This window comes from Halomonas sp. TP35 (genome assembly GCF_052375975.1).
Taxonomy (GTDB): Bacteria; Pseudomonadota; Gammaproteobacteria; order Pseudomonadales; family Halomonadaceae; genus Vreelandella; species Vreelandella citrativorans.
Genome location: NZ_JBQSUZ010000002.1, coordinates 295,287 through 321,639, shown reverse-complemented (window position 1 = coordinate 321,639; position 26,353 = coordinate 295,287). Strand labels below are relative to the sequence as shown.

At 51.8% G+C, this 26,353-nt stretch carries 19 protein-coding genes; 11 read left to right on the top strand and 8 right to left on the bottom strand.

Features of this window, described 5'->3' with window-relative positions; genetic code table 11:
* Position 1: 1 nt before the first annotated feature.
* From ACT3RU_RS04185 to ACT3RU_RS04175, 3 genes are all read right to left on the bottom strand, one after another.
* Entirely contained in the window at positions 2-1,609 is a 1,608-nt protein-coding gene (locus tag ACT3RU_RS04185; RefSeq protein ID WP_192526411.1) for a carboxyl transferase domain-containing protein, read from the bottom strand.
* Between the two features lie 9 nt (positions 1,610-1,618).
* Positions 1,619-2,788 carry an isovaleryl-CoA dehydrogenase gene (locus ACT3RU_RS04180; RefSeq protein WP_192526412.1) on the bottom strand — a complete coding sequence of 390 codons (1,170 nt, stop codon included), beginning with the start codon at positions 2,786-2,788 and terminating at the stop codon, positions 1,619-1,621.
* 134 nt (positions 2,789-2,922) lie between these two features.
* Positions 2,923-3,354, bottom strand: a complete 432-nt coding sequence (locus tag ACT3RU_RS04175; protein WP_192526413.1) for a MerR family transcriptional regulator — start codon at positions 3,352-3,354, stop codon at positions 2,923-2,925.
* A 256-nt stretch (positions 3,355-3,610) separates the two neighbouring features.
* On the opposite strand from ACT3RU_RS04175, the gene ACT3RU_RS04170 reads away from it, so the two are divergent.
* The 5 genes from ACT3RU_RS04170 to ACT3RU_RS04150 all read left to right on the top strand — a co-directional run bounded on the left by ACT3RU_RS04170 (position 3,611) and on the right by ACT3RU_RS04150 (position 13,492).
* Positions 3,611-4,765: an acyl-CoA dehydrogenase family protein gene (locus ACT3RU_RS04170; RefSeq protein WP_192526414.1), complete on the top strand. Its 1,155-nt coding sequence runs from the start codon at positions 3,611-3,613 to the stop codon at positions 4,763-4,765.
* Positions 4,766-4,824: 59 nt separating this feature from the next.
* Positions 4,825-5,940 carry an enoyl-CoA hydratase/isomerase family protein gene (locus ACT3RU_RS04165; RefSeq protein WP_192526415.1) on the top strand — a complete coding sequence of 372 codons (1,116 nt, stop codon included), beginning with the start codon at positions 4,825-4,827 and terminating at the stop codon, positions 5,938-5,940.
* A 139-nt stretch (positions 5,941-6,079) separates the two neighbouring features.
* Positions 6,080-6,982, top strand: a complete 903-nt coding sequence (gene mmsB, locus ACT3RU_RS04160; RefSeq protein WP_192526416.1) for a 3-hydroxyisobutyrate dehydrogenase — start codon at positions 6,080-6,082, stop codon at positions 6,980-6,982.
* 137 nt (positions 6,983-7,119) lie between these two features.
* Positions 7,120-7,746 (top strand): glutathione S-transferase family protein, encoded by a 627-nt coding sequence (locus ACT3RU_RS04155; RefSeq protein ID WP_087108633.1) that lies wholly within the window; start codon positions 7,120-7,122, stop codon positions 7,744-7,746.
* A 526-nt stretch (positions 7,747-8,272) separates the two neighbouring features.
* On the top strand, positions 8,273-13,492 hold the full coding sequence (locus ACT3RU_RS04150) for an anti-phage protein ProA (protein WP_192526417.1): 5,220 nt from the start codon (positions 8,273-8,275) through the stop codon (positions 13,490-13,492).
* 83 nt (positions 13,493-13,575) lie between these two features.
* Here the strand turns inward: ACT3RU_RS04150 and ACT3RU_RS04145 are convergent, their stop codons facing one another.
* Positions 13,576-14,496, bottom strand: coding sequence for a ketopantoate reductase family protein (locus ACT3RU_RS04145; RefSeq protein ID WP_192526418.1), 921 nt, complete (start codon positions 14,494-14,496; stop codon positions 13,576-13,578).
* A gap of 566 nt (positions 14,497-15,062) precedes the next feature.
* On the opposite strand from ACT3RU_RS04145, the gene ACT3RU_RS04140 reads away from it, so the two are divergent.
* From ACT3RU_RS04140 to ACT3RU_RS04130, 3 genes are all read left to right on the top strand, one after another.
* A complete protein-coding gene (locus ACT3RU_RS04140) occupies positions 15,063-15,419 on the top strand; it encodes a hypothetical protein (RefSeq protein ID WP_192526419.1) in 357 nt (118 codons plus the stop codon).
* Between the two features lie 137 nt (positions 15,420-15,556).
* Positions 15,557-16,921 (top strand): AAA family ATPase, encoded by a 1,365-nt coding sequence (locus ACT3RU_RS04135; RefSeq protein WP_192526420.1) that lies wholly within the window; start codon positions 15,557-15,559, stop codon positions 16,919-16,921.
* Positions 16,922-17,011: 90 nt separating this feature from the next.
* The gene (locus tag ACT3RU_RS04130) at positions 17,012-17,785 is read left to right on the top strand and encodes a hypothetical protein (RefSeq protein ID WP_192526421.1); all 774 of its coding nucleotides are present in this window, start codon (positions 17,012-17,014) and stop codon (positions 17,783-17,785) included.
* Between the two features lie 533 nt (positions 17,786-18,318).
* On the opposite strand, the gene ACT3RU_RS04125 is transcribed toward ACT3RU_RS04130, so the two are convergent.
* On the bottom strand, positions 18,319-19,281 hold the full coding sequence (locus tag ACT3RU_RS04125) for a L,D-transpeptidase family protein (protein ID WP_192526422.1): 963 nt from the start codon (positions 19,279-19,281) through the stop codon (positions 18,319-18,321).
* Between the two features lie 232 nt (positions 19,282-19,513).
* On the opposite strand from ACT3RU_RS04125, the gene ACT3RU_RS04120 reads away from it, so the two are divergent.
* Both ACT3RU_RS04120 and ACT3RU_RS04115 read left to right on the top strand, forming a co-directional pair.
* A complete protein-coding gene (locus tag ACT3RU_RS04120; protein WP_041158404.1) occupies positions 19,514-20,191 on the top strand; it encodes a response regulator in 678 nt (225 codons plus the stop codon).
* The gene (locus tag ACT3RU_RS04115; RefSeq protein WP_192526423.1) at positions 20,188-21,495 is read left to right on the top strand and encodes an ATP-binding protein; all 1,308 of its coding nucleotides are present in this window, start codon (positions 20,188-20,190) and stop codon (positions 21,493-21,495) included. The genes ACT3RU_RS04120 and ACT3RU_RS04115 overlap by 4 nt, the downstream gene beginning before the upstream one ends.
* A gap of 11 nt (positions 21,496-21,506) precedes the next feature.
* Here the strand turns inward: ACT3RU_RS04115 and dsbG are convergent, their stop codons facing one another.
* Genes dsbG through dsbD form a run of 3 tightly spaced genes read right to left on the bottom strand, consistent with a single transcriptional unit; the run spans position 21,507 to position 25,014 of the window.
* Entirely contained in the window at positions 21,507-22,289 is a 783-nt protein-coding gene (gene dsbG, locus ACT3RU_RS04110; protein WP_225733647.1) for a thiol:disulfide interchange protein DsbG, read from the bottom strand.
* Between the two features lie 26 nt (positions 22,290-22,315).
* Positions 22,316-23,140 carry a TlpA disulfide reductase family protein gene (locus ACT3RU_RS04105; RefSeq protein ID WP_192526424.1) on the bottom strand — a complete coding sequence of 275 codons (825 nt, stop codon included), beginning with the start codon at positions 23,138-23,140 and terminating at the stop codon, positions 22,316-22,318.
* A complete protein-coding gene (gene dsbD / locus ACT3RU_RS04100; RefSeq protein ID WP_192526425.1) occupies positions 23,137-25,014 on the bottom strand; it encodes a protein-disulfide reductase DsbD in 1,878 nt (625 codons plus the stop codon). The genes ACT3RU_RS04105 and dsbD overlap by 4 nt, the downstream gene beginning before the upstream one ends.
* A 440-nt stretch (positions 25,015-25,454) precedes the next feature.
* Here dsbD and ACT3RU_RS04095 point away from each other — a divergent pair, with 440 nt between their 5' ends.
* Positions 25,455-25,997, top strand: a complete 543-nt coding sequence (locus ACT3RU_RS04095) for an EamA family transporter (RefSeq protein ID WP_318779677.1) — start codon at positions 25,455-25,457, stop codon at positions 25,995-25,997.
* The last annotated feature ends 356 nt before the right edge of the window (positions 25,998-26,353 follow it).

The following is a 26,353-nucleotide window of genomic DNA, read 5'->3' as shown; positions in this document are numbered from 1 at the left end:
CTTACATCCGGAACACGCCGAAGCGTGTCTCTTCAATCTCAGCATTCATGGCCGCGGCCAGCGCTAAACCCAGTACATCGCGGGTTTGTAGCGGGTCGATCACGCCGTCATCCCATAGCCGGGCACTGGCGTAGTAAGGGTGGCCCTGGTGCTCATACTGTTCGCGGGTGGGCTGCTTGAACGCCTCTTCGGCCTCTTTAGTCCATTCGCTGCCTTCGCGCTCATACTGCTCGCGCTTAACCTGAGCCAGTACGCCGGCGGCCTGCTCGCCACCCATGACGGAAATACGCGCGTTGGGCCACATGAATAGTAGGTTAGGGTCATAAGCGCGGCCGCACATACCGTAGTTGCCCGCCCCGAAGCTTCCGCCAATCAGCACGGTGAACTTGGGCACCTTGGCGCACGCCACGGCGGTGACCAGCTTGGCGCCATGCTTGGCGATACCTTCGTGCTCGTACTTGGAGCCCACCATAAAGCCGGTGATGTTCTGCAGAAAAACCAGCGGAATCTTGCGCTGGGCGCACAGCTCAATAAAGTGGGCGCCCTTGACGGCGCTTTCTGAAAACAGCACGCCGTTATTGGCCACAATGCCCACCGGGTGGCCATGAATATGCGCAAACCCGGTGACTAAGGTGTCGCCGTAGTAGCGTTTGAATTCATCAAAATCAGAGCTGTCGACGATGCGCCCGATAACTTCGCGAACATCAAAGGGCTTTTTAAGGTCGGTGCCCACAATGCCGTAAAGCTCCAACGGGTCGAGCTTGGGCGGTTCGGGCGCCTGCATGGCAAGCTTGCCGCGCTTTTGCCAGTTCAGGCGCGAGACACAGGCCCGGGCAAGCTGCAGGGCATGCATATCGTTTTCGGCATAATGGTCTGCCACGCCGCTGACTTTGGCATGCACATCGGCGCCGCCCAACGCCTCGGCACTGATGCTTTCACCGGTGGCCGCTTTGACGAGCGGCGGGCCGCCCAGAAAGATGGTGCCTTGCTCTTTAACGATAATCGATTCATCGGCCATGGCGGGCACATACGCGCCGCCTGCCGTGCAGGAACCCATCACCACGGCAATTTGCGGAATGCCTTCAGCCGACAGGGTGGCCTGATTGTAAAAAATGCGCCCGAAGTGGTCGCGGTCAGGGAAGACTTCATCCTGACGGGGTAGAAAGGCACCGCCGGAATCGACCAGATAAATACACGGCAGGCGATGCTTGCGGGCGATTTCCTGGGCGCGAATATGTTTTTTGACCGTCAGCGGAAAGTAGGTGCCGCCTTTTACCGTGGCATCGTTGGCCACAATCACGCATTCAACGCCCGAGACGCGTCCAATGCCGGTTACTACACCGGCGGCCGGTACGTCACTTTCATACACCTTGTGGGCGGCAAGCGCTGAAAATTCTAAAAAGGGCGAGCCCTCGTCGATCAGGTGATCGATGCGATCACGCACAAACAGCTTGCCACGGCTCTCATGACGCTCACGAGATTTAACGCCGCCACCCTGGGCAACGGCGGCGGTGAGTTCATGTAGCTGGGTAACCACGCCACGCATCGACTGCTCATTGGTTTGGAAGAGTTCGCTACGCGGATTAATCTGAGTGCTGAGAATGCTCATGGCGCGCCTCTACTGGCTTTCGGTAAAGAGTTCTCGGCCAATCAACATCCGCCGAATTTCACTGGTACCCGCGCCGATTTCATACAGCTTCGCGTCACGCAGCAGGCGCCCGGTGGGGTATTCGTTGATATAACCGTTGCCGCCCAGTAGCTGAATGGAATCCAACGCTACCTGAGTGGCTTTTTCGGCGCAGTAGAGGATGACGCCGGCGGCATCCTTGCGCGAGGTCTGGTCACGATCACACGCGGCGGCGACGGCATACAGGTAGGCGCGGCAGGCGTTTAGCGTGGTGTACATATCCGCCACTTTGCCCTGCACTAGCTGGAACTCGCCAATCGACTGATTAAACTGTTTGCGTTCATGAATATACGGCATCACGACATCCATGGCGGCCTGCATGATGCCGACCGGCCCGGCGGCCAGCACAGTGCGCTCATAATCCAGCCCGCTCATCAGTACGCGCACACCTTTGCCTTCTTCACCCAGCACGTTTTCAGCGGGCACCTCGCAATCCTGAAACACCAGCTCGCAGGTGTTGGAGCCGCGCATGCCCAACTTGTCGAGCTTCTGCGCCGTGGAGAACCCCGGCATGCCTTTTTCGATCAAGAAAGTGGTAATGCCTTTGGAGCCGGCCTCCGGGTCAGTCTTGGCGTAGACCACCAGCACATCGGCATCGGGACCGTTGGTGATCCACATTTTGTTGCCGTTTAAAATGTATTTGTCGCCGACTTTTTTAGCCCGCAGCTGCATGGAAACCACATCGGAGCCAGCGCCGGGTTCGGACATGGCAAGCGCGCCTACGTGCTCGCCACTGATCAGTTTGGGGAGATACTTGGCTTTCTGTTCGGCGGAGGCGTTGCGTTTGATCTGGTTCACGCACAGATTGGAGTGCGCGCCGTAAGATAGCGCTACCGATGCGCTCGCCCGGGAGATTTCTTCCATGGCGATACAGTGGGCAAGGTAGCCCATACCGCTGCCGCCATCCTCTTCAGACACGGTGATGCCTAAAAGGCCCATGTCGCCGAACTTCTTCCATAAGTCGTTGGGAAACTCATTATTGCGATCGATTTCCGCGGCGCGCGGGGCAATTTCGCTGGCGGCGAAGGCATTGACCTGCTCGCGCAGCATGTTCATTTCGTCATCCAAACCGAAATTGAGTTCTGAGTAGAGAGAGTGCATGGTCAATCACCTTTTTATTAGAAATTGTTTATTAGAAATCGTTTATTGAAAATAATTGTTGGGTAGGGAATGAGGCGCCGCTAGCGTTTGTACAATGAGTCAGGCTGGTACGACGAGGCAGAGTTTATGAAACGTCAGGAGGAGGGCGAGGGCGCTCCGGTGTGTTTTTCGTCAAACTCCTCTTTGTCATGAAGCTCATCTAGCGCTTGGCGACAGCGAATCTCGGCGTTCTCAAGCTCCAACTGCATCATGGCGATATCTTTCATCTGTTGCTCAAGAACGGCCCGGCGTTCGCTGATTTTGTTCAGCATAAGTAAAAGCTGCTTCTCACTCCCCACGCGGGTTTCATCCCACAGCTCAAACAGCTCACGAATCTCTGCCAGTGAAAGCCCTAATCGTTTACCCCGTAAGGTCAATTTAAGCCGTACGCGGTCCTGGCTGCTGTAAATGCGCGTTTGGCCTCGCCGTGCTGGGTAAAGCAGCTCCTGGTCTTCATAAAAGCGAATGCTGCGCGTGGTGATATCAAACTCGTTGGCAAGGTCGCTGATCGAGTAGGTTTTGCTCATCGTCGTTCTCTTTTTTAAAAGATTTGCTTTTCTAAAGGTTTGCTTTTACGAAGCGCATACCCTGAGGCTAAAACAAGTTTACGTTAACGTAAAGGTGCTATTGTGAAGGTTAACGCTGGCAGAGCAGTTGCGCAGCGATAATTTAGGCGATAGGTTGACGTATACGTTAACCTATCAATTTGATCAGCCGATGCTGGCGCCATTGAGTAATGCGTGGCGGCGAGGGGCGGCAAAGGCTTTTCAGCGGAGCACCGCCATGGATTTTGAGCTGAGTGAAGATCAAACCGCCTTTGCCGAGTTGGCGCGGGCATTTTCTCAAAAAGAGCTTGAGCCACATGCGGCCCAGTGGGATGCAGAGGCCTTCTTCCCGGTCGATGTTATCCGCAAAGCGGGCGAGCTGGGGTTTTGCTCGCTTTACGCGCCGGAAAGCATCGGAGGGCTTGGTCTCTCACGGCTGGATGCCAGCATTATCTTCGAGCAGCTTTCAATGGGCTGCACCTCTACCACGGCGTATCTCACCATCCATAACATGGTGACCTGGATGCTCGCGGACTTCGGCCAGCCAGAGGCTGTTAAGCAGTGGGGCGCAAAGCTTGCGACTGGCGAGCTTCTGGGTTCGTACTGTTTAACAGAACCCAATGCGGGCTCCGACGCGGCCTCGCTTAAAACCACGGCCAAGCGAGAGGGCGATGCGTATGTGCTCAACGGCAGCAAAATATTTATTTCCGGCGCGGGCAGCACTGATTTTCTGGTGGTGATGGCGCGTACCGGTAGCGAAGGTGCGGGCGGTGTTTCCGCATTTGCCGTGGATGCCAAGGCCGAAGGCATCAGCTATGGTCGCAAGGAAGACAAGATGGGCTGGAACAGCCAGCCCACCCGAATGATTACCTTTGAAGACGTGCGCGTGCCCGCGAATCATCTGCTGGGTAACGAAGGCGATGGCTTTAAAATCGCCATGAAGGGGCTGGACGGCGGGCGAATCAATATCGCCACCTGTTCTATTGGCACTGCCCAGCAGGCGCTCAATAAAGCGCGTGACTACCTGCTGGAACGCAAGCAGTTCGGCAAGCGTTTAGCGGATTTTCAAGCGCTACAGTTTCGCCTGGCGGATATGGTCACCGAGCTGGTCGCCGCCCGCCAGCTGGTGAGAATGGCCGCTGCCAAACTGGATGCCGACCATGCTGACGCTACCACCTACTGCGCCATGGCCAAGCGCTTTGCCACCGATGTAGGTTTTAAAGTGTGCGATGAGGCGCTACAGCTTTATGGCGGCAATGGCTACATTAAGGAGTACCCCATGGAACGCTATGTGCGCGATACCCGCGTACACCGCATTCTGGAAGGCACCAATGAAATCATGCGCCTGATCATTTCGCGCCGGGTACTCGCCGAAGGTGCCGCTGAGCTGTAAAAAACAGGGTTGCCGACATGATCGCGGTCGCCATTTGAGCCGATACGTAAGGATGCTGAATGAGTAGCGTACTGTTTACCGAACACGCCACCCAGGATGGCCACACGGTGGTGGAAATCAAGCTTAACGCCGAGCGTTCGCTTAACGCGTTAACGCTGGACATGATCGACGCCATTCTGCCGCAGCTGGATGCCTGGGAGGCGGACGAGCGGGTTGTTGCCATACTGCTGGATAGCGCTGGTGAAAAAGCCTTTTGCGCCGGTGGTGATGTGGTCACGCTGTATAAAGCGATTAACGGGGAAGCTGACCCAAGCTTCCCTGAACGCTTTTTTGAAAGAGAGTATCGCCTGGATTATCGGCTACACACCTATCGCAAACCAATTATTTGCTGGGGTAGCGGCATTGTAATGGGCGGCGGTATGGGCCTGCTCAACGCCAGTAGCCATCGTGTGGTGACTGAAACCTCCCGGCTGGCCATGCCGGAAGTGACGATTGGCCTTTATCCGGATGTTGGCGCCAGCTGGTTTTTAAACCGCCTGCCGAACGGGATGGGGCGTTTTCTGGCCATGACCGGCGCGCAGATCAATGCATCAGATGCCCTTTACCTGGGCCTTGCCGACCGTGGCATTGCCAGCCATCGCCGGGAAGAATTGCTTCAGCAACTGACTAGTGCCACTTGGGGAAGCGGTGAGAAGACCGATGCTCACGGCGTGGTCAATCAAGCGCTGCGCGAGCTTGAACAAGCCTCGAAAGCAGAGTTTGACGCGCTGGAAACACCCATACGACACTTCGCGCCATTAATTCGCGAGCTGATGGACCACGATACCGTCGAGCAAAGGGTGGCCGCCGTACTGGCGGTAGAAAGTGAGGATAAATGGTTCAGCAAAGCACAAAAGACGCTGGCGCATGGTAGCCCGGTCTCCATTCGGCTTATCCATGAGCAGCTAACGCGTGCCCGGCACATGTCGCTTGCCGAGGTGTTCCAGGCAGAGCTGGCGCTTTCTGTGCAGTGCTGTCGTCACCGGGAGTTTCCAGAAGGCGTACGCGCATTACTGGTGGATAAAGATGGCTTGCCAGGCTGGACGTATTCAACGGTAGGGGAAGTGGAAGATCACTTTATGGATGCGCTGTTAGCATCGCCGTGGCCCGATAGCCCGCTTGCGGACCTGAAGTAAATAAGCCGTACCGCCGGGGTGCTAAAGCGGACACTGCCAACATTTCATAATCAACGGTTATTACCAGCAGCTCGTTACTCGCCGTTTGTTATTAGCTGCTTTTATTAACTGTTTGTTATTAACAATAAGGACAATCGTTATGGCTACTGTGGCATTTATTGGTTTAGGCAATATGGGCGGCCCGATGGCGGCTAACCTGGCGAAAGAGGGGTATACCGTGCGTGCGTATGACCTTTCTGAACAAGCGCTTGAAGCCGCTAAAGATCACGGCTGTGAAGTGGCAGGCTCGGCGCGTGAAGCCGCCGCCGAGGCTGACTTTGTTATCTCCATGTTGCCTGCGGGCAAGCACGTGAAGGCGCTTTACGTTGATGGCGATGAGGCGTTGTTTGAGGTGATCAAACTAGGCGCTTTGGTGATTGATTGCTCCACCATTGATGCCGACACGGCGCGCAGCGTCGCGGCCATTGGCGAACAGCGCGGGATCGACTTTGTCGATGCTCCGGTATCGGGTGGGGTTAGCGGTGCGCTGGCGGGCACGCTGACGTTTATTGTCGGCGGGTCAAAGGCCCAGTTTGAAAAAGTGACGCCTGTGCTAGGCGTAATGGGCAGAAATATTTTCCACGCGGGCGACCATGGGGCAGGGCAAGTGGCCAAGGCGTGTAACAACATGCTGCTTTCGGTGTTGATGGCGGGCACCTGCGAAGCGATCAACATGGGCGTCAAAAATGGCCTCGACCCTGCGGTGCTTTCTGACATTATGCGCAAAAGCTCCGGCGGCAACTGGGTGCTCAATGTTTACAACCCCTACCCAGGCGTTATGGAGAGTGTGCCCGCTGCCAACGCGTATCAGGGCGGGTTCCTGGTGGACCTGATGATGAAAGACCTGGGCCTTGCCATGGATATCAGCCAGCAAAGCGCTTCCCCTGTGCCGATGGGTTCCGCCGCCCGCACGCTGTTTACTCAGCACAAGGCAAACGGTAACGGCAAGCTCGACTTCTCAAGCCTGATGCAGCTCTATCAGGATAAAGAGGGTGAAGGGTGATAGGCGAGGGGTAAGGTGTTGTAGCGCGCGGTACGCGTCTTGTGAGGAACGAGCAAATGCGGCCCCACACCCAAACCACCTTTATCTCATGGCGTGATCAGGTAAACTCTTAAAAAAACCAACCAATAAGGAACATTATGATTACGCTTTGGGGTCGCGATAACTCTACCAATGTTAAAAAAGTGCGCTGGGTGCTTAACGAGCTGGAAGTACCGTTTGAACAAATTCAGGCGGGGCTCCAGTTCGGGGTCAACAACACGCCCGAATACCAGGCCATGAATCCTAATGGGTTGGTGCCGTTACTCAAGGACGACGCCACCGACAGCCTGTTGTGGGAATCCAACACCATCATCCGCTACCTGGCCGCGCAGTATGGCCAAGGAAACTTGTGGATTGAGGAGCCTGCTCAGCGCGCCCAGGCAGAAAAATGGATGGACTGGGCCAACAGCACGCTTTCCCCTGCGCACCGAGTAATTTTAATGGGCTATGTGAGAACGCCCGAAGCGCAGCGCGATAACGCCGCCATTGAAGCAGGCATGCAAGCCTGTGAAAAACTGTTTGAACTGCTGGATAACGCACTCGCCAACCAGGCATGGTTCTCAGGCGAAGCGTTTGGCCTGGGCGACATTGCCGTTGCGCCCTTCGTTTATAACCTATGGAACATCGGCCTCACCTGGCAGCCGCGCCCCCACCTGGAACGCTGGTATCAGCAGCTAACCGAGCGCCCCGTGTTCCGCGACGTTGTGATGATCCCGGTTACCTAAACCATAATAAGCCCGCGGCAACCCCGCGGGTGTCAAATCTTGCGATGGGCATGAAGCTGGATGTAGGAGTCCGCTTCAGCGCGCGACGATCAAGCCGCCCTCCTTAAAGCCCGTCTCCAACAACGCTACCTCTCGATCCAATCCCTTCAACACCTTACACTGCAAACCATAATGCGCTTGATCTTTCCCCCAAAATAGCTTCACTCATTTGGCCCCAGCATGGTGGGGGGGCGCTAGTAGAGATTGGCTAGGTTGATAAAAATAAAGGTGAAATTTAAGTTGCTATAAATATTTGAAAAATATTGATTAATTTTATTTTGTTCGCTCTGCTCGCAAGAGTTTAAACGTGGATGCTGGGAAGTGGAGGGCCAAGATAATACCATCTGCTTACATTATGATTCGTAAGATGTTTGGTGATTCTAATCAGCTTGGCAATTACAAATGCTGGTAGGGGTTGGGCATGGTGGGCTAGGCCAAAACGCGCATCTTGTGAACGATTTATTAAAAGATTTGTTAAGGACAGCTCATGTCTCAAAATGATCCATCGGTCATCAAGCTGCACGCGACACTGGTAGAAAAAATTAACTTTGCCTGCCACCAAAGTGCCTTTGCAGTTTTGCGTGATTTGCGTATTGAAAACACAAATGAAGAACAAGACCTCTCTGACCTAACCGTCACATTAGATGCCTCTCCTGCCTTTGTTAAACAGAAAAGCTGGAGAGTTGATCGTTTAGCAGCAGGTGGGCTATTGGCGTTAAAAGACCGAGATCTTGAGCTAGATGGTGGTTTTCTTCTTGGGCTCACAGAATCGATGCGTGGGACGGTAACGTTTACGGTTCGACAGAATAGCGAGGTTTTGACTGAGCAGAATACGCCGGTGGAGCTGTTAGCCTGCAACGAGTGGGGCGGGGCTTCCTATATGCCTGAGCTATTGGCAGCCTTCTGTACACCCAACGACCCAGCAATAGACAAACTGTTGGGGCAAGCGAGCCAAATTTTGCGCAAGGCAGGCAAGCCCGATCAAATTAACGGTTATGATGCTAATAGCCGTGAGCAGATTTGGCTAATGGCTTCAGCCATTTACACTGCAATTGTCAAGTTGCAACTAGGGTATGCGCTACCGCCAGCCAGCTTTGAGAAAAACGGCCAGAAAGTTCGTCTTCCTCATCATGTTGAAAGTGCCAAGGTAGCCACCTGCTTAGATACCACCTTATTATTTGCAGCCGTACTAGAGCAGGCTCAGTTGAATCCACTGGTCATTCTTACTGAAGGCCACGCGCTGGTAGGACTTTGGCTCGAAAAAGAAGATCTTGCCAGTGTAGTGATTGATGAAGCGGAAACGTTACGTCAGCGCATCCCTTTACAAGAACTCATCCTCATTGAGACTACCTATACGACTAGCCATCCTTCGCCGCCTTTTTCTAAAGCGGTTGAGGCGGGTAACAAGCAAGTCTCGCTGGACAAAGACCATGAGTTTATTGCAGCGGTGGATATTCGTCGGGCGCGGGCGCACCGTATCAACCCTATTAGCTTAAAGTCTCAGGCAGGGGCCAGCAGCGATACCAGCGGAACAGCCGATATTTTTGAACCGGCATTAGAAGAAGCCCCAGACCTACCGGCAAATACTGTTCATATAGAGCAAGAGGTATTTGAGGATTCGCCAAGCGGGCGTTTAGAGCGCTGGCAGCGTAAGTTGCTAGACCTATCGGCTAGAAATCCATTGCTAAACCAAAAGCCCAGCAAAAGTAGTCTGCAATTGGTATGCGGTGACCCCAGCGGGCTTGAAGATTTATTGGCAACAGGTGCGCGCATTTCAATCGCTCCTTTTCCTAGATTACAGGCTCAAGAGCAAGACCAAGATATTCATCAGCAGCGAACCGGGGAGGATCTTAAAGATGTTTACTCCCGCGACGCGCTGACGAAGAAGCAAGTATTGGTCGAGCTGACCCAAGAGGAACTGGAGAAACGCTCAGTAGACATTTACCGTAAGGCCCAAACCTCATTGAAGGAGGGTGGCTCTAATACTCTGTTTTTAGCGGTAGGTTTTTTATTGTGGAAACCGAACGATAAAGGTAGCCGCCGCTATCGCGCTCCGCTGATTTTGCTGCCTGTTTCGCTAGAACGTAAGTCGGTACGCAGTGGTGTGAAGATGGTCGCAAGCGATGATGAACCGCGATTCAACACAACGTTGCTAGAGTTATTGAAGACAGATTTTGCTATCGATATCAAAGGCCTTACTGGCGCTTTGCCTGAAGACGAGAGTGGAGTCGACGTGAGCGGTATTTGGAACCGAGTGCGCCATGCCATTAAGGCGGTGCCTGGTTTTGAGGTAGTGGAAGATGTAGTGCTTGGGCACTTTTCTTTCGCTAAGTATTTGATGTGGAAAGACCTGATGGATCGCTCCGAAGCGCTAAAGGAAAGTCCAGTGGTGAAGCATCTTCTGGATACTCCTCGTGAGCCTTATGACAGCGATATTCGTTTTGTAGAAGCTAAAGATATTGATCGTGAGTACACGCCTGCAGATTTGTTAACCCCTCTGCCTGCTGATTCTTCCCAGATGTCGGCCATTGCCACAGCAGATAGAGGGAAAGATTTTGTCATCATCGGCCCGCCCGGTACGGGTAAGAGCCAAACGATCGGCAACCTTATTGCCCATATGCTAGGCAAAGGCAAAAAAGTACTTTTCGTATCTGAGAAGACAGCAGCGCTTGACGTGGTACATCGCCGCTTACGTGAAATTGGCCTTGGCCAGTTTTGCCTGGAGCTGCATTCCAATAAAGCGAAAAAAGCGGATGTGTTGGATCAGTTGCGGACTTCCTGGACTAACGCTTCTGCTTCGTCAGTTAGCGATTGGAAAGCAGAGAGCGAACGTCTTAAAACACTGCGCGATCGCTTGAATCACGTCGTGAATGCCTTGCATCGACGCCACCGTAACGGTTTGACGGCACACTATGCGATGGGCGTTAAAATTCGCGATGCCGACTTGGCTGCTAAGTTGAAACTGAGCTGGGCCAAAGCCGAGATTCACGATGAACAACAGTTGGAGCAGCTTCGCGAAATAGCGTCACTGTTAAGCCTTCAGGCGAAGGCAGTGGGTAACGTGGTGGACCACCCTCTAAGCGTCATCCAGCAACACGATTGGCGACCTCAGTGGCAGGAAGAGGTCGTCAGTGTTGCTCGGCAGCTAAAGAAAAGTGCCGATAAAATGTCGCATGAGCTATCAGCCGTTGAGAAAGCTTTGGGTATTCGCTTAGGCACTCTCAATTTTGCCAAGCTCTCTGCTGTGGCGGAGTGCTGCCAAGTGCTGTTGGATGCCTATCGTCAATCAGCTTCGTTTGCTCTTGAGCCTGACGCTCCTGACCGGCTTGACGCGCTAGAGCAGGCAGTAACTCAGCTTAAAACCTATATCGCCACCCAGGCTAAACTAAGCTGCAGCTATGCGCCTTTGGCTTGGCAGCAATTAGATACTACGGTGCTAGGCCCGGCTTGGGCGGCAGCCAATGAAACGTGGTGGCCAAAAAGCTGGTTTGCCAAGCGTGGTGTGATGAAGCAGTTGCGTGAAGGAGGAGCGCAAGGCACACCAAATCCCGATAACGATATTCCCGTTTTAACGCAGCTACGCGAAACGGGCAGCAATATTGATCGTTTAGATGCTGTGTTAAAAGGGCTTAAGGGATGGGATGCCTACAATTCTGACCCAGAAGCCATGGCTGCGTTAAAACTCTTAGGAACACGGGCCCGTGTTGCGGTGGGTAAACTGGCCGATGATGCTGAGTCCTTGGCGGCGCTGCGCACTAAGATTCGCTCGTTGTTATACGACGCCAATGATTTGCTAGCGCCAGAGGCTCCGATAGGTCGAGTCATTATTGATTTCCAAGCAACCTTTGATGAGTTTACGGCGCTGAAAAGCCAGTTCGAAGACTTGATTGGTGCAGCTCTGGAAAGACATTTACCTGCTGAAGAGCCAGCGTTAAGCGCGGTGAGCGCGCACTGCCAGCAGATTTTAGAACACCATATTTCACTTAAAGAGTGGTGCGCTTGGATGCGTCGGCGTACTGAGGCTTTGGATTATCAGCTTGGCCCGCTGGTCGATGCCATTGAGCAGGGGAGCATTGATGCAGATCAAATTGAAGATGTGTTTGAAGCCGCCTACTGTGAATGGTGGTCGTCGGCAGTCATTGGCGAAGATGACGTACTGCGAACTTTCTCATCCCCTGAGCATCAGGCTGCTATTCTAAATTTCCGCGAGCTTGATACTCGTTTCAGTGCTCTGACAGCAAAGTATATTGCTGCGCGCTTGTCTGGTGAGATTCCTGACCAAGACGCGATTCAGAAAAGCTCTTCTTGGGGTGTGCTACGTCACGAATTGCAGAAAAAAATGCGTCATAAGCCCGTTCGGGAAATGATGGAAACCATCCCGGATGCGATTACTACGCTGGCTCCGTGCCTTATGATGTCGCCGCTCTCTATCGCACAATTCCTCTCACCAGGTCAGGCATTGTTCGATGTGGTGATTTTTGATGAAGCCTCACAAATCACGGTGTGGGATGCGGTTGGCTCTCTCGCCCGGGGTAAACAAGTCATTGTGGCAGGCGACCCGAAGCAAATGCCTCCAAGCAACTTCTTTGGTCGCTCTGATGATGATCCTGATGGCGAGGTGGATGGTGAGGGAGATCTTGAAAGTATTCTTGACGAACTAATGGGCGCTAGTATTCCCCTGCGAGTACTCAATTTACATTACCGCTCTCGCCGAGAGAGTCTGATTGCGTTCTCTAATAGTCGTTACTATGACAACTCACTCGTCACCTTTCCTGCACCTGTTCATCCTGACAAAGGTGTATCGCTGGTGCGCCCAGAAGGTTTTTATGCGCGAGGCAAGGCGCGGCATAACCAAGGAGAAGCCAAGGCAATCGTCGCGGAAATTATACGGCGTCTTACCTCTGAAGATGTCGCCATACGTCGGCAGTCAATTGGCGTGGTGACCTTCAATACCGAACAGCAGAGCCTTATTGAAGACCTGCTCGATAAAGCACGTGGAGAAGACCCAAGCATTGAATGGGCGTTCTCTGATGACGAGCTAGAACCGGTATTTGTGAAAAACCTGGAAACCGTACAAGGCGATGAGCGAGACGTCATCTTGTTTAGCATCACCTACGGACCGGACGAATCTGGGCACGTGACGATGAACTTTGGCCCGTTGAACCGTAATGGTGGCGAACGACGGTTGAATGTCGCCATGACCCGCGCTCGCTCTGAAATGGTGGTATTTTCCACCCTAGCACCGGAGCGCATTGATTTATCAAGAACGTCCGCCAAGGCGGTTGCTGACTTAAAACACTTCTTGGAGTATGCCGAGCGGGGGGCTTCAGCGTTGGGCGCAGCCGTACATGGCTCTATCGGTGATTTTGAATCACCTTTTGAAGTCGCCGTAGCGAGGGGGCTGCGCGAAAAGGGCTGGATAGTGCATCCACAAATCGGTGTGTCTGCCTACCGTATTGATATGGGGATCGTGCACCCGGATAAACCCGGTGTCTACCTCGCAGGTATTGAGTGTGATGGAGCCATGTATCACAGCTCCGTTTATGCCCGTGAGCGCGACAAAGTGCGCCAGAGTGTGTTGGAAGGCTTGGGCTGGACGCTATTCAGAGTGTGGTCAACAGACTGGTGGACCCATCGTACGAAAGCGCTAGACACATTAGATACAGCATTAACCCAGCGGTTGGAGAAAAGTACCTCTGACGAGTAGCCAGGCCAATATATGTACCATCCCTCGAAATTCGGGGGATGTGAGCTCTGCTGAACAGTCGAATGTAAGAGGGGAGGTTAGCTCTAGTAACTAGCCTCCAACACCACTAACTCACGATCCAAGCCCCGTAATACCTCACAACCCACTCCACGCCGCTCACCACTCTCAATCAACGGCCCCAAAATAGCACCACGCTCGGTAAGCCGCTTACCCTCAACATCCTGCAACATCGACGCCTTATTATTCGCCGTCTTCTCAATAACGTCCCAAGCCAACGCTAGCCAAGCATCCAAGCCGCTGCCCCCGTTGGGCGCTTGAATGCCCTCGGCCCGCATAATCGCCGCTACTTCCTTAACAACCGCCTCAACACGGCCTGCGTAAGCAGCGCCACGCAACTCGCCATTACGAAGCCCATTTAACGCCACCAACGGATTAATCGCTGCATTCACCGCCAGCTTTTGCCATAGGCGGCTATGGATATCATCCACCGCCGTAGCCGCAAGCCCCGCTCGGCTAAGCTGATGCGCTAACCGCTGTGCCAACGCACCATGGCGATTCGTCAGATCCCCCACAAACGTATGCCCGCGCCCCGCATGAAACACGCCATCATCACCGGTTAAATAAGCGCCTTCCGTCGTGGTCGCACACAACACCGGCTCCCGCCAACATTCAGTCAGCCTCGGCTGGGCTAAGAAACCGTTCTGCCACAACACCAGCGGGGTAGTTGCGGGAATAACGCGCGCCACGCTTTCCAACGCCGCTTCAGCAGCCATCGCCTTGGTAGTGATATGTACAAAAGCAGGAGGCGCTGGCGCATTGGCTACTAGTTGCGAGGTGGTTATCACGTTTAAATGCTGGCTACGCGCCTCACCTTCGGGGGTTGTTATTGTTTGTTGCTCAGGTAGCGCACGGCGACCGACTAAGGTGATGTCAGCAAGAGGAGAGAGCGAATGGGCTAACAGGCGACCGATGGCGCCTGGGCCGAGAATCCAGTGTGAAGTCATCGAGTGCGTACTCAGGGGCGGTGTTGCCGATCAGCTTACCCTTTTTGTTACAAGGAAATGAAGGCGAGTAAGAGCAATGGTATGTAAGGCTAATTTCTAGTGACGTGAGGACGAGCAATCTGTTAGCGTTAGGGCTAATTATATTTGGTTCTTGTGGCGTGTTGAGTGGGTTAATTGTGGTTTTTTGATGCTGTAGTGAATAGCAGCTGACTGCCTGCTTTCGACCCAAAGCAGACGTTCTCTGAAACCCTAATTTTCGGGAGCTTTTAGCTGACACTGCGCGTTTTTCTGGTGGCGGTTGTAATATGAGTGCGCATATTTTTGGAAAAGTATGCTGTAAGTTTTGGTAAAACAATAGTTTATAAAAAGGCGTTGTGTGCTTATGTACCATTTTGAAAAAATGATCATAAAGTTAGCGCGCATGCGCATTTTTCTAACGAGCCTTACGAAAAAAATAGTATTCAACCCTTTTCTATCAGTAATTTAGGTACCTGTTGGCAAGGTACGGCTTTCCAGAAAAACGCGCATGCGCATGAATAAAACTGTTAGCTTTTTTGGAGAATCATGTGATTGAATTTAAGGAACAGATGAAGGGAATTTCTGCTATAAAAAAAGTAATTTCTAGCCTTATAGGTGAGCACGAAGCTTATCAAAGTGCGATGGAAGACCTACCTGTATCAGCTGAAGTAAATGGCAAGCTCATAATCGATAGAGAAATAATAAAGTGCCAGTTTACGATACATCACAATAATGCCGTTGTACATATTATGTGGGAAGATTATGGGTATAAAGCTTATAAAGCACTTGGCCTGTTTGGCACCATGAATACTGACTGGCAATACTTCCGTACTATCAGCGATAGCGCCTTAGAAATTAAAGATAAAGATGGTAAATACAAAATAAAAATTAATTATGCAAGCTAACAAGGCAATCAAATTCACTACGGCACTTCGTGCCTCCGTCGGACAGCTACTGCGTAGCTGCCGTTTATTGCGGCGCTACATGCCAAGGCGTGCGAACTATTGGTGTGATACCTGCTGGATTATGAAGAAGGATTTATATGAGAGATTTAAAGTATAATCGCGGCTCCGAATGGCGGAAGTGGGATCTTCACATACATACGCCAGCATCGTTTCACTGGAATGGGAAAAGGTTTAAGGCTGAACCTGACTGCTCTGATAATATAGCTCTTGTCGATGAAATGATTCGTGCAATAAATGCCGCAGAACCGGCAGTTGATGGTGATGCAAAATTATTAGGATTAGATATAAATGAAGTCATTCAAATAAAAATAAATGAACAGAAAATTACTGATGCTGATAGCATAGTATTGGCACGTGAAACTGATATTAGAAGTGAAAATGAAAAGCTAGAAAAATATGAGGTTGCGCTAATTTCTAAGCGCGAATCCATTAGTCTAAAATTAAATGCTCCACAACAAGTTTATCAAAATTATCTAGACAAACTAAAAGAATGGGAAGAAAAAAGAGCTGGCATATTAGGAAGCAGGGATTTACCAGACACCTTGAAAGGATTGGAGCATCGGAAGGAGCAGTTGGATAACTTGCCAATTAGAAGAAAAGGTTTGCAAGAGAATAGGCTAGAGAAAACCGCTCAAATATTTGATTTGTTGGATGAGCAAAGAGTTAATAGAGAGACCCTGTTTCAGCCTGTTCAGCAACTGATTCAAAATAACAGCCTTATCAGAAATGAGTATAAGTTACAGTTTAAAGCTGAACTAAGCAGCACTACAGAATTGATTGCTGATAAATTATTTTCGCTCGTCAAACAAGCGTCCGGTGAATTTAGAGGGGAATCGGAGAGTTTGGCTACAATCAAGGAATTAACAGATAGGCACGATCTAAATAGCAAGCAGTCTCTGCTCGATTTTTTATCTGAGTTACACGATAAACTTGAAAGTTCTTCGAATGGACAGATAGGCATTGAATCAATGCTACGAAAAGGTCGCTCTGCAGATGAAGTTTATGACTTCCTATTCGACTTGGAATATCTTAAACCTAGATACACTCTGATGTTTCAAGGTGCTCATATAGGGCAGCTTTCTCCGGGGCAAAGAGGCTCTTTACTTTTGATTTTCTACCTTCTGGTGGATAAAGGTAATAGTCCGATTATCTTGGATCAACCGGAAGAGAATCTAGATAACGAAACGATCGTGAGTTTATTGGTGCCAGTGTTAAATGAGGCGAAGCAAAAGCGCCAAATCATAATGGTTACGCACAACCCTAACTTGGCTGTGGTTTGCGATGCAGAGCAAATAATCCACTGTGAAATTGACAGAAAGAATTCGCAGAAAATTTCATATACATCTGGTGCTATTGAGTGCCGTGCTATAAATCGAAAGGTTGTCGATGTGCTGGAAGGTACAATGCCAGCATTTGATAATAGAAAAATGAAGTATCACTGACTTGCATGCAACAAGGCACTGCACTCGGAAATTGAACTCGCTTCGCTCCTTAAATTCCGGTGAGTGCGGCGTTATGCACAGGAGGATTGAGTGGCGTACCTCTATTTCGATGAATCAATTCGAGATCAGGGCGAATTTATTGTTGGCGCACTCATAATCTCAGATACAGAAGTATCGAATGAGATCCGCGAGCAATGGATTGCCTTTGGCTTGGATCCTGATGCGAATGAATACAAAAGCTCATCAATTAAAAATGGTGATGAGATATCGTTAAGGCAGCGCGATTATGTTGGCTACATGGTAACCCGTTCAAAACTAGCGCTTACTATACTTCCCCTTAATGATCGGAGGCAGCTTGGTAATAATCTTGCAGAATTAATTTTTCAACTAATTAAAACTGGTTTACTTGAAGAAAGCGAACATAGCGCTTATGTAGATGAAAATATAAAAATTAGCCAAGCTTATCAAGCTCGCCTCCAAGAGGCTGGGGTTAAGTTATTTTTAAACTCTAACTCTGCAACTATTGCAGGAATACAACTCTCCGACCATGCGTCGCATATTTTGGGAAGCATGTTACTTGAAGAGTTAGGAATAATTAAAAAACAAGTTAAAGCCGGAGAGAATTCTGGCTACCATCCGGATGAGTTATTTGAGCTTGGCTTTGAGTTATGGGCCAACGTGCGGTATGCATTACTTGGTAAACAAACGTACATAGAGGGGGTTTCACCACCTCCCGATGACCCCGCCAATCCTTATTTTAAAATTGAAGGCTATGGGCTTCACATAGCACCTACCTGCCCTGAACCACTAGCGCAGAGCGCTAGAAAAAGGTTTGGGATTAACTATCTTGGATGCATACACTGATAATCAGTGCATGCCTAACAAGTGGTTCAAACCGTTCGCTTCGCTCACAGGGACGGGCTAAAGCCCGCCCCTTAACTAAACGTTAAAGTACTACATTAGCGACTTCTAAAAGGCTGCTTCTGGCCGAATGCAGAGCTTCAAGCTACGCTGATGATAAGATGGCAGTTGACAACTCTGAGCGGCCATTGAGTGTCTACGAGACTAGGGTCGATTCAGCCTCCGTGCTTAATGCATTTAGCAAAGTTGAAAATATACGATGACTTGGCTTATAACCTGGGTTTAACTAACCAACTGTAAAGAGCTTCGCGCTCGTTTACCGCTCGACTATAGCGTTGCAGCTATTGCCTACCACCATGATTTATTCCCTTTGTATGCTCCATTTATCCCTGAAGAGCGCCGTAAACGATGACTTGCATGGGGGAATGGGGCACAGGGAACAGTAAACCTGGCGACGGACGTGGCGGCATCACTTGTGAAAGTACTTTGCCACGTTTAAACCCATAACAACCACTAACATTCACTAAAAAGATGGACTAAATTAGCGGCTCTATGGATCCATTCCCCCTTCTAAGCGCGTTCTGCATTACTTCATAATCAATGTTTGAGCGCTTTTTTTCCGGTAATTTGTCGGCATAGTTAACGATATCCAGCAAGTCGTTCATGTTCGTTCCTTGTTCATTAAGCGACGTAAATGCCTGCAAGTGCGGTAAGTGGTCGGCGTCCCAGCCAAGCTTGACCGGTTCATCGATAATATTGACTTGGGTGCCGTTCGGTATTTGCTCAAATACGGCTTTAATATCGTCGGGGTGCATACGAATACAACCCCGACTGGCACGCATACCAATACCATCTGGTTGGTTCGTGCCGTGGATTAAATAGCCAGGAATATCCAATAAGATAGCGTGCTGACCGAGTGGGTTATCAGGCCCTGGCGGAACGACATTGGGCGGTGGGTCGCCGCGTTCAGCCGCTTCCTGGCGAACAGATTCGGGTGGATACCAAGCGGGATCCTCAAGGCGCATAGTGGTTTTAGTAATCCCCAATGGTGTATCGAATCCATCTCGGCCGATGCCAATGGGATAAGTCTCGACGCGAGGTGTTTCTCCCTCTTGCACCTCGGGATAGTAGTAAAGCCGCAGCTCTGCGATATTAATGACCACACCTTTACGCTCCACATCCGGCAGTATGTGCTGCGCCGGTATCTGAACCTTCGTTCCTTTCCCAGGAACCCAAAGACTAGTGTCAGGATTGGCCCGTCGAATTTCCTCATATCCGACACCGTGCGCGTGAGCAATATCGAGCAAGGTATCCTCTTCGTTCTCTACTTGAACGGTATAGGCTTCACCCACGATATTGCCGGTTTCAGGCAATAGATAATGTCCTAGTGGCCGTGAGGTCTCGCCAAAAGCCGAAAATGAAACAAGCCACAATGCCATCATGAATACGCAGCGAAGCAGTCGACCACTGGCTGCAGGTTTTACAAAGCAAGAGTTCATAAGAAACGTTACTCACTATACGACCAAAAGCTCATTAGGCATGATGAACATTAACTGTAAATGAAGCGTGGATGTGGATAATGGCGGCTTTTGGCATTAAATAATGCTGTTTAGTTGTTGGTTTGGATGGTTTCGATCTGTCGGCTGCAAAATGGGGCTGCCTCATATTAACTTCATCCCCTAATGGCATACTGCTGATAGAAACCATTTTCTATGACCTTGAGGAGTAAGTATGCGGGTATTACTGGTCGAGGATGATGCCCCGGTAGCGGCTGGCGTCGAAGCAGGATTGGCACTGAGCGGCTTTGTGGTTGATACCGTCACCACCTTGGATACTGCGAAAGGCGCGCTAGCCACCATTAACTACGATGCTGTTATTCTCGACCGTCGATTGCCCGATGGAGATGGTTTGACGTTATTGAAGCATTGGCGTCATGCGAGCGTGGCGACGCCAGTGCTGATGCTAACGGCTCGAGATGCGGTAGCGAGCCGCGTCGAGGGCCTTCAGGGAGGCGCAGACGACTATTTGATCAAGCCGTTTGATCTTGACGAGTTAACAGCCCGGCTCCAATCGTTATTACGCCGTACGGCAGGGCAAGTGGATCACGCCATTCGTCACGGCAGCCTGGCATTAGACCCCGTCACACGTAGCGTCACGTTGGATGGAGAACCCGTCGTCCTGTTGCGACGCGAGTTAATGCTGCTGGAAGCATTAATTCGAGCTCGCGGGCGAATTCTGAGCGCCGATCAATTGAAGGACTGCCTTTACGGTATTGATGATGAGATCGAAAGCAATGCGCTTAATGTGCACATCTACCAACTGCGTCGCAAGCTGGGACGCAATGTGATCGAAACCGTGCGAGGTTTGGGTTATCGACTTGGCAAATACAACAGTGATGCGACCTCATGAATCTGCGCTTACGTCTGGTTGCTACACTTGGAATTACTCTCGTGCTGCTATGGAGTATCACTGCCATATGGTCAATGCGCGACCTGTCGGCGCAGTTGGAAGAGTCTCTGGATCAGCGTCTGGCTCAATCGGCGCGAATGGTGGCTGGTTTGTTGGATCGCGTGCCAGCAACGTCTTGGAACGGTACAGAAGATGAAACGCCAACGATTCCTTCGCTGGATGGTATCGCTTGTCGAGTATCATCGCTTCGTGGCCAAGTGGTGGCGGGTACGCATCCGGAAATGAACGACGTGCTTGCCGTTGAGGCTGAGGGGTATCGTTATCGCGAGCACAACGGGCAGCGCTGGCGAGTTTACACGTTAGTTGATAACGACAAGCGTATTACGGTGGCTGATCGTCTGAAAGAGAGAGAAGCACTGCTGCTGCAGGTTCGCCGGGCCGCGCTTTACCCATTTCTACTGGCGCTGGTGGGCAGTCTTGTTGCGCTATGGTGGGGGGTAACACGAGGACTTGCGCCGCTTGCCAAGTTACAACAACGACTTATTCTGCGCGAACACAATGACCTTTCGGCACTACCTCTTCATGGATTGCCTGGTGAAATTCGCCCGCTGATCGATAGTTTCAATACGCTACTGGCACGAACGCGACGTATGCTTGAATTGGAGCAGCGCTTTACCGACGATGCTGCCCACGAACTTCGTACACCGTTAACTGCCGTTCGCACACATCTGCAAATCGCGAGGCGTGTTGACGGTCACCAGCAGTACGAAGCGATGCAGCAAGCTGAAGCTGGGGTAGATCGACTAACGAAAACGCTTGGTCAGCTTTTGCTATTGGCGCGAATGGAAAGTGAGGACATCACACGTGCCCGTCGTCCTGATCCTACTCCTCTTGGGGGGGCACTGGTGGCTGCGATGACAGAAACCGGTAGCCGTGATCATTGTCATTATCCCCAAGGCGTTAACCAAGTACATGTCGCCCTATCTGAGCCGCTTCTCGTGACGGTTCTACGCAACCTGCTCGAAAATGCGATGCGTCACGGCGCACTCGGTGCGCCGATAGAGATTTCCGTACAGGAATCAAAGGGAATGACAGTCATCGATATCACTAGTCAAGGTGAAACCATTGCTGCCGAACACCTCTCCCGACTGACGGAGCGCTTTCATCGGGGAGATCATCCTAAAGGTAGTGGCTTGGGTCTTTCGATCGTCGAGGCGATTGTCACCCGGGCAGGAGGCCGAGTGACGTTCGCATCTGGCAATGGTGTTGGGCTACGAGTGACGCTTCAATTGCCTTCGGGTTGAACCCGTTTAGATTAAGGTGAATCACTCCCCATAATGGCTCGAAGCTTATCGGGCGAGGGAGCACCCATCACACTGTGCACGTCACCGTTGTCATCCTGATAAAAGGTCGCTGGCGTTGCAAAGAGTTGGCCATCGCGCATTAGCTGGGTGTTTTCGCTAACCCACTGCTCGCTTTGGTCATCCCCTTGATTTTCGGGCATGGCATCGTTGCGGTAATGCTCAGCCAGCGCTTCGCCAGGATTATCCGCATTGAGTATCGCGGCTGCCTTTTCAGGGCTGTCTGCTTTGAGAATACCTACCATCAAATGACGAACCTGAACGTCGCCACTTTCAACCCAGGGTTGGGCGTCTTCCCACAGTTGGCGGCAGTAAGGACAGTTGGGGTCACTAAAGGTATATACGATACGGGGTGCCTCTTTATCGCCATCGCGCACCCAGTGTTGGCTATCCATTTCTTGCCATAACTCGGCGTTTCTTTGACCGTTGACGAGTTGCTCTAGCCGTTCAGCTGAAACGTCCTGGCCCTCGGCATTGATCAGTGTACCAACTAGGGCATGCTCGCCTCCCGAGGTAAGGTATGCCGCAATCGTCTGGCCACGAGCACTACCTGCATATCCAGTCAGCCCGTCCGGCGCATCGAATTCTCCATGAATCGTGAGACCTTGCTGTTCGAGCTCTTGAATAGGGGCGGGCCACTCAGCGGCAGTTGCAGGCAGACTTGTTGCCAGCGCGATGCTAGTCCCAAGCGTTAGTGTGAGGCGTAGTGGTGTCATACAGGCGTTGAAAGCGGCCATGTGTGTTGTCTCCAAAGTGAGGTGAGTTAGAGGTTGAAACGCGCTAGACTGCGATCGAGCGTGGCGCGAGACAGCTCTCCAAAGTGGGTGTCGATAAGCGTGCCATCGGCGTTGTAATAAAGCGTGGTGGGCATGGCCATGGCACCCACGTCATGGCCGAGCGCATTGTTCCGGTCGAGGTAGACATTATCGAGGGTGAGTGACTCTTGCTGTAAAAAGGCACTAACGGTGCTGAGGCTCTCGCCCTGATTGACGAACACGAACGTCACGTCGTCTCGCTCTTGTTGAGCCTGCTCAAATACAGGCATTTCGCGTCGACATGGCGGGCACCAACTGGCCCAAAGATTGACCACCATGGGGCGATCAGCTTCGCTTAGCATAGTGGGAAGAGTCACTTCGTCATGCTTAAGCGTGGTTAACGTCGTCGAAGGAATGCTAGCACCTTGAGATACCATGAGTGTCAGTGCCCCCGCCGTCAGCGACCAGGTCAGGGCCCCTGATATTACGGCTGTTCCGAGAGGGCCGCGCTCGTGAGGTTGGCGCCATAGCCGCCAAGCAAGGTAAACCAAGGCGACGACAAGGCCCGCTAGCGGCTCGAAGCCGCGATCGCGTATGTCAAACCACGACCAGAACGTATCGTAGCTTTCGCCATATTGGACGATGAAAACAAGTCGCGCCCCGATCACACCCAAGAGCATGGCATTGAAGATGCTATCGCCAACGTTGACCTTTCGACGGCGGCCTAGCCAGCCTCCGATGATCAGTGCGATAACTATCGAAAGCATCAGCAAAAGCTGCCCTACGCTCAGAGCTAACGGGCCGATAACGAGGCTGCGATCCAGGGGACTCATGAACCACCTCCAGTGGTACTGCTGCCGGTTTGTTTGGCCTGATCGAAGCGCTTCAGAAATGTGTCAGCGTCTAGTTCGCCGATAATGCGCGCACTGCGCCGCTCGTGCCCGTCAGAGCCGAACCACATTAGCGTTGGCGGCCCAACGATGCCGAAGTGCTCCATGATCTCCTTGTCAGATGCGTCGTAGTTAGTTACGTCGATGCTCAACCGTTGCACATTCTCCAGTTCGGCTTGAACAGTGGGGTCAGCGAAAACTTCCTGTTCGATCACCTTACAAGAGATGCACCAGTCGGCCGTAAATTCAACGAGCGTCATCTGGCCGCTAACCCCGGTTTGGTCAATACGGGCATCAAGCGTGGCTAGATCTTCAACCTCATCAAAGGTAAGCGGTTGCTCATTGTTTGAGCCTCCATTAGTTGATGTAAAAATCGCTAGCGGACGCCAAGGATCAGAGGCACCGCCGGCAGCGCCGATTAACATTAGCGCGCTCCATATGGCTATGCTTGCTGCACTGGCCGTCAAGACTTGAGGCGTGATGCCACTAAGGCCTTCGTTCCGAGCAAGCGACATGAGGGCTATCGCAAAGCTAAGTGTTAGAGCGCCCCAAAGGCCGAGAACGATGGCATCAGGTATTACGCGAGCCACAAACCAAATCGCCATCCCCAGTAATACAAAGCCGAAAAGCGCTCTAATGCGAATCATCCAGGCACCCGGCTTAGGTAGAAGCTGGCTACCCACGGTGCCGATCAGGATGAGTGGTAGGCCCATTCCGAGTCCAAGCGATAACAGGGCTGCGCCGCCCAACCAGGGGTTGCCACTATCGGCAATGAACAGTAGCGCTCCCGCTAGCGGTGCGGTCATGCAGGGACCCACTAGCAGTGCAGAGAGCACGCCCATGATGGCAACCCCTTTTAAACGCCCGCCGCGTTGACGCGCCATGCCTGCATCAAGCCGCTGGCGAAGCGCTCTCGGTAGCTCTAATTCGAACAAGCCAAACATGGCCAGGGCGAGAACGATAAACAGTAGCGAGAACAGGCCTATAAACCAGACGTTCTGAAATAGCATTTGTAGATTGGCGCCTGCCATGGCAGCGGCCACGCCGAGTAACGCATAGGTGGCCGCCATGGGCAGGACGAAGGCAGTAGACATTACGAAGCCTGCCGCTCGGTGGCTCTCACCCACCTCTCGTCGCCCCACGATCAGGCTCGAAAGGATCGGTATCATCGGCAATACACAAGGCGTGAACGTCAGTAACAGCCCCATGCCGAAGAATGCCGCCAACGTCCAGAACCAATTACCTCCGGCCAGTTGCGCCGCCAGTTGCTGGTCTTCTGCCAACGTACTTTCTGGGTCAGAAGTAGGGTTTTCTCCAAATGAGGATTCGTTCGTGGCATCCGATGTTTCGTCCGTTTTGGCTATGTCCTGGCCAGCAGACGCTAAGTCAAAGGTCTGTTCCTGAGGTGGATAGCAAAGGCCCGCATCGGCGCAGCCCTGCCAGCGAAGAGTAATCGTTTCAGCGTTGCCAGGCTGGGTGGTCATACTCAACGAATGACGATAAACCTCAGAACGTCCAAAATACTCGTCCTCAATGGTTTCCCCATCAGGAATATTCAGCGATAGCTCACGCCCTTCGGCTTCGGCAGAAAAACGGTGCCGATAAAGGTAGTAGTCGGGCTCAATTTGCCAATCAATTTCCAACGATTTGCCATCATGGCTAAGTGTTGGCTTGAAAGCCTGCTCTGGAGGAAGAACGCTCTCGTGCTGACTAAAAAAAGATTGTGCGGTGGCTACAGTAGTAACACTTAGCAAACCCAGTAATAACACCCATTGCACTAGCCAAAAGCAAACGGCCTTTTGTTGTGGCCTGTTCATAGCTCGCATTTCCAGCACTTCTGATTCGATGCTGGGTAGGATGGCTTATGGGGATTAACTGAAAATGAAGCTTTTTCTGCTAATGGCTTGGCTGGTGTACAGACGGCCCTATCTGACACTCGGGCAGTGACCGACGCCTTGCTTTCAGCGGCCCGGAGCAGGATCCCATGAAGTCCCTATCCGCCGTCAACTATGTTAGTTCAGCACGAAAAAGCGAGGTTATAGGATGGGGGCGAGTACAACTTTTGTGCTGCTGGCGGAGCTTTTCTGGGGGTTAGCTGGCGGGGTCGTCGGAATCCTTATGGCCGACGGTTGGGACGCGCTCGTGGTTTACTTCTACCGGGTTGCGAGCGGACTGCTGTGCGTTCTCATCTGGATAATACTGCGTCCACAAAGTAGAGGCCTGACAAATCGCCAGTATCGGCGTAACGGGTAACTTCTTGTTCTATTTCTTAAGTATTGCGCACGGCAGCGTTGCTGTTGGGGCTGCGCTGATGTACAGCGCCCCAGTCTTCGTATATCTCGTATCCTTCGCTCTAAGGCTCGAAAGTCCCACGCCGCTGAAGTGGGCCGCGATCGCAGTCGTACTTCTTGGTGTCGTGTTGCTTACACGGATTTATGACATCGGTGCGAGTGGAGTTACGGCGGTGGGTGTAGGTGCTGGTCTGCTTGCCAGACTGTCCTACGCAATATTCATTTTCGGATTCAAGTATGCGGCGCCACATGGTAGCCCGCGGGCTATTCTCTCTATAGCGCTTACGGTACTTGCCACTAATCTTATCTGGCCGAGGAGTGATGTTGGCCAAGCGGTTGCTGTCCTGGGCACTCCGGGTTGGCCGCTATTCGCAGTACTCGGTGTGCTCGGCGCAGGTTTGTCTTTTGTTCTTTATAACTTCGGCTTGCATCATACTGCCCCGGCCGTGCCTCCGTTGTGGAAATGGTCGAACCGGTCACCGCGACGCTGTTTGGAGTCGTGGTGTTAAGCGAAACCCTGGTAGGGCCGCAAATTCTGGGTATGGGATTGATATTAGTCACAGTGACCGCGCTGAGCGTCTTTTTAAACTCTGGACGGCCATCTCCGGATAGAGCCACTAGCTGGTTAGCATTCTGATCCAGAATCCACCGCTGTGATTGCTGATATCTGTAGGCATCGATAACTTGCGAAGGGTGAACAGAGAAAGGTAACGAGTTATTTCATGGTTTATTTGCTTGCTGCCTAGCTAAATATTATAGAAGGCGCGGAGTAGCCAAACCGCTCAAACTACCCATTATATCAAAACTTACTAAATTTCCGATCTTGGCCGACACCAGAAGCTAGGCAGAAACCCTGCCTAGCTTC